This is a genomic window from Pseudarthrobacter kochi (genome assembly GCF_055412805.1).
The window spans coordinates 1-6840 of sequence record NZ_JBVAYV010000081.1 but is presented as its reverse complement, the minus strand read 5'-3'; the positions used below and the strand labels follow the sequence as shown (position 1 = coordinate 6840).

The window sequence follows — 6840 nt, the reverse complement described above, 5'->3', positions numbered from 1 at the left end:
CTTTCAGCCGGTAGAACAGTGCGTCAACAACACTATTTTCCCAGTTCAGAAGCACCTTTCGTCGCTTAAACACACCCTGCGGGCCCCACCCTCATGAAAACCTCGGGCTAGTTCCTCCCAGCCACCCCGGATCCACCCCGGATTTCCCCACGCCCGACGACGGCGGATCCCCCCTTCCGCCGTCGTCGTCGAAACACCAGTTCACTGGCTACAGTGACGTCAAAGGAGACACCCCCGCATGAACGCCCTGATCAACTCTTTGATGGTACGGGCGGCCGACGCCCCCGCCATCAGACCTGCCGTGGCGCTCGGTACACCGCTGCTGCTGACCATCGCCGCCATCGGCATCGCGATTTTGCTGGTCATGATCATCCGCTTCAAGATCCAGGCCTTCGTGGCGCTGCTGACGGTCAGCATCCTGGTCGCCGTGGCATCCACGATCCCGCTGAAGGATGTCTTCACGGTGGTCGCCACCGGCGTCGCCTTCCTCGTCGCCATCCCGGTGTTCTTCGAGGTGGGCGTCATTGTGCTGGTGCCGATCGTCTATGCCTTCGCGAAGATCGCCAACGTGCATCCCATCAAGTCCGGCCTGCCGATGGCCGGCATTATGCTGGCCATCCACGTGGCCGTGCCGCCGCACCCGGGCATCGTCGCCGGAGCCGGCGTCTTCGGCGCGGACATCGGCCTCATCACGCTCATCTCGTTGTCCATCTGTGTGCCGCTGGGCTTCCTGTCCTACTTTGTGGCCTCCATCATGAACCGCAAGGACTATGAACTCCTGCCCGGCGTCAAGGCCCAGCTCGACGAATTCGGCTCCAAGGACATCATCCACGAGGGCCACGAGGGCAAGAACCACCACGTCGTCGCGCCGCCGCGGCCGGGGCTGATCATCTTCCTCATCGCCGTCGCGCTGTCCTTCTTCCTGCTGGCCGTCCGGCGCCAGTGGTCGCTGCGTGAAACCGGCGAGATCTTCGAAGGCGCGCTCCCGCCCATCGCCTCCATCCTTATGGTGGTCGCGGCCGGCGGAGTGTTCGGCGAAGTGCTGCGCACCTCCGGCATCGGGGAGGCCTGAGCGCCTGATGCGTGCACGTCTCGACCAGCTGGTGGCTTCCGCCCTCCAGCAGGGCGCGGCCTCGCCGACGCCGCCGGCGTCCTGGTAGCCGTGCAGCTGGACCACGCCTCCGATCTCCGCGTGAATACCGACGCCGTTGCCGCCGGGGCCGACTCCGCCCAGGTGGAGGACTTCGTGGCCCGGACCGGCGCCCAGCTGCTGGCCGTGGCCGTAGGCAACGTCCACGGCAAATACCAGGGCGAACCGGAGCTGCGGTGGGACGTGCTGCAGGACATTGCCGTGCGGACCCGCATTCGGCTGGTGCTGCACGGCGCCTCGGGAATCCCCGCCGCGGAGCTCGTCAAGGCCGCCGCCATGAACGTGGGCAAGGTCAACTTCAACACGGAGCTGCGGACCGGCGTTCTGGGGATCCTCGAGGCGCGCACGGCCGCGCACCGCAGGGACGGCGAGAACCTTCAGGGACTGCTGGCCGAATGGGACGCCACGGCGGGGACGTTCGCGGCCACGGCGCTGTCCACACTCTCACGCTGATCAACTGACGGATCAGAAAACAGGGGGAGGCTAGGATCAGACCATGATCCTGGCCTCCCTCGTTTTCGCGCTGCTTGCGGCCCTGCTGCACGTCTACATCTTCACCATGGAGTCCATCACCTGGGCGCGGCCGGCCACGTGGAAACGGTTCAGCATCACCTCGCAGGCCGACGCCGACACCACCCGGCCGCTGGCCTACAACCAGGGCTTCTACAACCTTTTCCTGGCCGCCGGGGCCCTCGCCGGCACCGGTGCCATCGCCCTGGGCCACCCTGCGGTCGGCTGGACCCTGGTTTTCAGCAGCTGCGGCTCGATGCTCCTGGCCTCGATCGTGCTCGCCTTCAGCGGCCGCAAATACCTCCGTGCGGCCGCCACCCAGGGCGCGACGCCCCTGCTCGCCGTCGTGCTCGCAGCGCTGGGGCTACTGAGCGCCTGAACCGACGGCACTGGCCGCCGGCCGGGACAAGGCCGAGAATGGAGGCAACACAGTAGCGTTGCCGCTCACCAGCACTCACCAGCACTCAACAAGCTCAAGGGGGCGCGGTGGAAGGGTCCGTAGGGGGCTCCATGGCTTCACGGCAGCAGCCAGGGCGCCGGTATGCCCTGCGGCCGGACCGCGACCTGGTGATCGATCTCGCCAGGTTCTTCTGCCTTGTGCTCGTCGTGGTGGGGCACACCATGATGGTCAGCCCGGTGCTGCACCCGGACGGCACCGTGACCTCAGAGAACACCCTCGGCAGCCAGCACTGGTTCGAACCGGTGGTCTGGGTCCTGCAGGTCATGCCGCTCTTCTTCGTCGCCGGGGGCGTCACCGGCGTGCAGTCCTGGCGGCGCCTGCGGGCCCGGGGCGGCAGCGCCTTCGACTTCATGCAGGCCCGCATGCTGCGGCTCATCCGCCCCGCCGCCGTCCTCCTCGCGGTCATGTTCACCGGGCTCTGGGCCGCACGCATGGCCGGGGTTGACCCGCAGGTCATCCAGCTGCTGGTCTCCGGTGCCGGCATGCCGCTGTGGTTCCTGGCCGCCTACCTCGCGGCGCAGCTGAACCTTCCACTCCTGGCGCGGCTGCATGCCCGGGCCCCGTGGCTGACCCTGGCAGGCCTCACATCGCTGGTGGTGGCGGTGGACTGCCTGCGGGGGATGATGCCGGCCCTGGCGTACCTGAACATGATCTTCCTGTGGTGCGCGGTGCAGCAACTTGGCTTCTTCCTCGCCGACGGCGGGCCAGTGGCCCCCGGGCGCCCCGCGCTGGCGGGCATCATCCTGGGCAGCAACCTGGTCCTGGGGCTGCTGGTGTGGCTGGGGCTGTACTCCGGGAACATGCTGGTGAACCTCAACCCGCCCAACCTGACCCTGCTGCTCCTCGGGTTCTCGCAGGCCGCGGCCCTGCAACTTTTCCGTCCTGTGCTTGCCCGGCTGGCGTCCCTGGCGTGGGCGCGGCGGGTCATCGGAGTGGGCGGACGGTGGTCCATGACCGTCTACCTCTGGCATTTGCCCCTGCTCGCGGCCATGTCCGGACTTTTGCTGCTGACCGCCTTTCCGCAGCCGGCGGGGGGAACGGCCGCCTGGTGGTGGGGGCGGCCGCTCGTGCTGCTGGCTTTGATCGGGCTGCTGCTGCCCGTACTCATGCTTTTCGGCCGGCTCGAAGAACGCCCGACGGCGCCCGCGACTGCCCTGTCCCGTCCGGCGGCCGCCGTGGTGACGGCCGCCGTCGTCGTCTATGTTCCGGTGGTCGACGCAGCGCTTAACGGACTCACCCTCGGACTGCTTGGCGGGGGAGCGGCGTGTTTCGCACTCGCCGTCCTCCTGCTGGGGCGGATCCCGGTCCGGTTCGTGACCGATTCGGCCCCCGGCGGATCGGGACCGCCATTGCCACGCCCGCCTTTAAGTGCCAATGTCGAACCATGACGGAGAACTCGGCAGCCACTGAAGACACGTTCAGCCCGGACGTATCCACCACCCGCAATGATGAGCTGCACCGCTACGAGCTCCACGCTGGCGGAAAGCTGGCAGTCCAGATCCGCTTCATTGATGAGCCCGGCCATGTGGACTTCATCCACACTGATACGGCGGAGCAATTCCAGGGCCAGGGGCTCGGCAAGGTGCTGGCCCACTTCGCCCTGGACGACGTCGTGGCCTCCGGCAAGCGGATCATCCCAAACTGCCCCTTCATGTACCGGTACCTGCGCAAGCACGACTCCTACACCCAGTACATCGACTGGCCGGAGCAGCCACCGGCCGGAGCCTGAAACCCGGCCGGCTGCGGGCGGGGCGGCCGCGCGGGCTTGTGACAGGGGCAACAACCTCGTAAGGTTTTAGCAGAGTTATGCAGTTGGCTCTTGGACGTGTCCCTTTGGAGAACCCCGTGAACCATAAACTGCGTGTGCTGGTCCGTGTGGATGTCGACCCCGGACACGTGACCCTCGAAGTCACCGGCTGCCTTACCCAACCGGACTTTCCCTCCCTGCTGCACATCATGCGGCGGGCCGGCCGCCTCGGCGCAGGCACGGATGTGATCATCGACCTGCACGGCGCCTCCCATCTGGACCCGGAGATCCTCCTGCAGCTCAGGTCCACCGCCGATGCCAGTGTGGCTGCCGGCGCGCCGGGTCCCGGGGCCGGCGTGGAGCCGTTCCGCGTCACCCTGGCGGAGCCCGCAGACCTGCCGATCTGCCTGCTGCACGTGGGCTCCGACGGCGAAGTGCTCGCCGGCCTCGAGGGCGAACTCGCGGCAGTCCCGGCGCTTGATCTTGCGGCGGAGTCCCTCGCCGACGCCTCCGCCGGCATTACAACTGTCGTAACCTCCGGGGTGCCGCTGGATCCGGGACTGGATGAGGCCTGCAGCCCGGTCCCGGCCGAGCTCAACACCATCAACGGCCTGGAGCTCTCCGAGTACTTCGAGGGAACCCTCGACCCCGCCGCGACCGTCCGGGCGCTGTGCGAGGTGGCCCTGGGCCAGCTGGCCGACGCCCTGTACCGGCACCTCGACACGGCCAGCCCGTCCTTCGGCGCCCACACCTGGTACGAGCTGGCCACCGAAGAGCTGCAGAACCGCCACCGGGGCGCTGCGGGCGGTCCCGCGGAAGGCGAACTGGCCGCGGGGCAGGCCCTCGCCTGAGGCCGGGCCCACACCGGTTAGGCTGTCGCCATGACTCCACATGCCGCGACCCCGGCTGACACCACCGCCCTGATCACCGGAGCCACCGCCGGGATCGGGGCCGAATTCGCCCGCCAGCTCGCAGAACAGGGCCGCAACGTGGTCCTCGTGGCCCGCGATGCCGCCCGGCTCCAGGCCGGGGCGGAGGAGCTGGAGAACCGGTACGGCGTCCGCGCGGAGGTTCTCTCCGCCGACCTCGCGGACGACGCCGGGGTGGCAGCCGTCGTCGCGCGTCTCACCGATCCGGCGCGGCCGGTGGAAATCCTCGTCAACAACGCCGGGATCGGCCTGCTGCGTTCCTTCGCGGAGAACGAAATCGCGGAGGAGACCCGGCATCTGAAGCTGCATGTGGAGACCGCCATGCAGCTGACCCACGCCGCGCTGCAGGGCATGCTCGGCCGGCACTCGGGCAGGATCATCAACGTTGCCAGCGTGGCGGCGTTCCTGCCCCGCGGAAGCTACTCGGCGGCCAAAGCGTGGCTGGTCAGCTTCTGCCGCTGGGCAAACCTCGCCTACTCCAAGGAGGGTGTGAACGTGACGGCGGTCTGCCCCGGGTTTACCCACACGGAGTTCCACGACCGGATGGGCATGGACAAGACGGTAACCCCGCGCTGGATGTGGCTGCAGGCCGAGCGGGTGGTGCGCGAAGGCCTCGCCGACAATGCACGGGGCAAAGCCGTTTCCATCCCGACCAAGCGCTACAAGGTGCTGACCGCAGCCGCCCGCGTGCTCCCGGACAGGCTCGTATCCGGGCCCCCGCGCCGCGCCAAATAGCCGCTCAGAGCCCGCCGGCCGGAGACTGGCGCCGGCGGATCAGGACCACAACAAGGATGCCCAGCACGGCTCCCACCAGGGTCTCGACGGCGCGCTCGGTCACCAGAACCCGGGGGTCGGCAGGGGCGGCGAGCTGTGTCATCAGCAGGATCACGGGAGTAAAGGACACCATGGCCAGGCCGTAGTGCCTGGTCATGAACAGCTCGGTGGTGAACTGCAGGACAATCACCAGGAATGCCAGGACGGCTGCCTCGTGGCCCGGGAACGCCCGGAGGGGCGAGAAGGCCCAGGGGAACAGCACCACGGCGACCACCACGAGGCCCAGCAGGGTGCCAACAATCCGGTGCAGGCCGCGGTGCACGCTGCTTGGCATGTCCGCTCCAGCCAGCGGGACCGCGGCCGCGGCCATGGCCCAGTGCGGGTGTCCGCTTCCGCTGAGCACCCCGACGGAGCCGGCCGCTCCGACCGCGGCGAGGTACCGGGCGGCGTGGATCCAGGCTGCCCGGCGTCTCGCCCCGAGCATCGCCGGGACAGCGCGCCCGGCTCCGCGTTGCCAGGCCCGGCCCCGGACCCAGCCGCCGAACCCCACCGCCATGGAAAAGACGGCGGACAGTGCGCCGATCAGGACCGCCGTGTGCCAGTGCACCGTCGTGGGGACGGAGGCGCAGGCGCCCAGGGCCAGGATTCCGAAGAACGGGCCGTTGGGCTTCAGGGCGACCTTGTCCGCGAAGAGGGAGCCCGTTGCCGCCAGCAGCGTTTCGGTGACGACCAGCACCCAGGAATGGAGCTGGTTCGCCGACAGGAAGACGCCGACAGCCAGCCCGCCCACCAGGAGGACGGCAGCCTGGCCCTGGTGCTTGAGGCGCAGTTGGTGCGGCTCGTTCCGGCCGTACATGCCGGTCAGGGCGGCGAACACGGCGTAGATGATCAGGTCCGGGCGGCCCGCAGCCAGGAGCAGGAGGGATGGCACGGCCACGCTGACGGCCACGCGAACGGCCGGGACGTGGTCCTTGTTGGCCGGCGCCAGGCTGTGGAGGGTGCGCAGATGCGCGTTGAGGGACTGCACGGATGCCTCCAATTCCAGGGTGGGGACGGGCCTGCGGCCGGACGCGCCTAAGGCCTGCCTTGTGTGTCCGCCGCCAGGGGCAAACACACAAAGCAGGCCTCGCTGGGCGGGACTTTGCTACAGAATCCGGGTTAGCCGCAATACCGTTTACTTAGCGTCTGTTCTGTTAATGTTGGTGTATGGCTCGCAGCGGATGGATTAAGCCCGAAACCCCGGAACGTTTGAGTGATCACGTCTCCCTGG

General features: G+C 68.4%; 6 protein-coding genes and 2 pseudogenes. 7 read left to right on the top strand and 1 reads right to left on the bottom strand.

Annotated elements, in window-relative coordinates:
• Positions 1 to 238 precede the first annotated feature (238 nt).
• The 7 genes and pseudogenes from ACZY0Y_RS19385 to ACZY0Y_RS19355 form a co-directional block, all read left to right on the top strand.
• A pseudogene (locus tag ACZY0Y_RS19385) lies at positions 239 to 1069 on the top strand (GntT/GntP/DsdX family permease); the annotation flags it as partial.
• Between the two features lie 57 nt (positions 1070 to 1126).
• Positions 1127 to 1603: pseudogene (locus ACZY0Y_RS19380) on the top strand (class II fructose-bisphosphate aldolase); the annotation flags it as partial.
• A 43-nt stretch (positions 1604 to 1646) separates the two neighbouring features.
• Positions 1647 to 2039 carry a DUF1304 domain-containing protein gene (locus ACZY0Y_RS19375; protein ID WP_463959874.1) on the top strand — a complete coding sequence of 131 codons (393 nt, stop codon included), beginning with the start codon at positions 1647 to 1649 and terminating at the stop codon, positions 2037 to 2039.
• 131 nt (positions 2040 to 2170) lie between these two features.
• Positions 2171 to 3508: an acyltransferase family protein gene (locus tag ACZY0Y_RS19370; RefSeq protein ID WP_463959873.1), complete on the top strand. Its 1338-nt coding sequence runs from the start codon at positions 2171 to 2173 to the stop codon at positions 3506 to 3508.
• Positions 3505 to 3849 carry a GNAT family N-acetyltransferase gene (locus tag ACZY0Y_RS19365; RefSeq protein WP_463959872.1) on the top strand — a complete coding sequence of 115 codons (345 nt, stop codon included), beginning with the start codon at positions 3505 to 3507 and terminating at the stop codon, positions 3847 to 3849. Before ACZY0Y_RS19370 ends, ACZY0Y_RS19365 begins: the two co-directional genes overlap by 4 nt.
• 116 nt (positions 3850 to 3965) lie before the next feature.
• Positions 3966 to 4718 carry a hypothetical protein gene (locus tag ACZY0Y_RS19360; RefSeq protein WP_463959871.1) on the top strand — a complete coding sequence of 251 codons (753 nt, stop codon included), beginning with the start codon at positions 3966 to 3968 and terminating at the stop codon, positions 4716 to 4718.
• A gap of 30 nt (positions 4719 to 4748) precedes the next feature.
• Positions 4749 to 5531, top strand: a complete 783-nt coding sequence (locus tag ACZY0Y_RS19355; protein ID WP_463959870.1) for an SDR family NAD(P)-dependent oxidoreductase — start codon at positions 4749 to 4751, stop codon at positions 5529 to 5531.
• A 4-nt stretch (positions 5532 to 5535) separates the two neighbouring features.
• Here ACZY0Y_RS19355 and ACZY0Y_RS19350 read toward each other — a convergent pair whose 3' ends face one another.
• Positions 5536 to 6597, bottom strand: coding sequence for an FUSC family protein (locus ACZY0Y_RS19350; RefSeq protein ID WP_463959869.1), 1062 nt, complete (start codon positions 6595 to 6597; stop codon positions 5536 to 5538).
• Positions 6598 to 6840 lie beyond the last annotated feature (243 nt).

Coding starts and splice junctions, on each gene's coding strand:
- ACZY0Y_RS19375 (WP_463959874.1), top strand. CDS start 1,647: ATGATCCTGGCCTCCCTCGTTTTCGCGCTGCTTGCGGCCCTGCTGCAC.
- ACZY0Y_RS19370 (WP_463959873.1), top strand. CDS start 2,171: ATGGCTTCACGGCAGCAGCCAGGGCGCCGGTATGCCCTGCGGCCGGAC.
- ACZY0Y_RS19365 (WP_463959872.1), top strand. CDS start 3,505: ATGACGGAGAACTCGGCAGCCACTGAAGACACGTTCAGCCCGGACGTA.
- ACZY0Y_RS19355 (WP_463959870.1), top strand. CDS start 4,749: ATGACTCCACATGCCGCGACCCCGGCTGACACCACCGCCCTGATCACC.